The 713-nt window shown below is 34.4% G+C and carries 2 pseudogenes; both read left to right on the forward strand.

Features of this window, described 5'->3' with window-relative positions:
- Positions 1 to 501 (forward strand): annotated as a pseudogene (locus GMD6S_RS13015) (hypothetical protein); the annotation flags it as partial.
- Positions 386 to 713: pseudogene (locus GMD6S_RS13020) on the forward strand (hypothetical protein); the annotation flags it as partial. The pseudogenes GMD6S_RS13015 and GMD6S_RS13020, both read left to right, overlap by 116 nt.

Raw genomic sequence — 713 nt, forward strand, 5'->3', positions numbered from 1 at the left:
GATTACAAAAATGGTAAAAAAATTTATGATGTTTTCCCAGAATTAGCCTATTTAGGGATTGAAGTTAGTCCAGGAACCAGTGAATTTTTAAAAACACTGGACAGTTCAATCAAAGATCCTAAACTGCCTGATTTGAAGTATCAAGGTATTGATTTTGAATTTAATAACCAATCTGATAATATCTATCTTTATAATGAAATATTAGAGGAAAATCAAAGCAAGGGCCAAGCTCTGCAAGGAATGTATCCAATGGATGCTCAATATCTTTTCCAAAAAGAGATTTTTATACCAACATTTGAATTTCAATATTTCGTTCCAAAAGAAAAAAGAGATCTCTTGTATGATGACTATCTTAAAGAGCTTGAAGCGCTCATGAAGGAATTTTTTGCCAACCAACCCCCACTTATCCATAGTGATCCCAATCGTAATCTTCACAGTGTTCAGTCCTATTCTTTCTCTAATGGATATGTGGGGGCTGTTTGCCCATGCAAATCGAACTGAGATTGAGCAAGCTGTGCATCGTTCTTATCAAAATTACGGTCTTACAGGGCAGTTTGAGTTAGAAAAATACGAGAAAAACTATACAAGTGTGGGAGGATTTATAATCCATGGTACCTATAGTGAAAATATAGCTGGAAAAACCTATCAGGTTAAAACTCGATTTAAATACTATACTCGCTTTTCGAAAAGTGAAACATATGGAAAGACAGATG

The organism is Streptococcus sp. GMD6S (assembly GCF_000297015.1).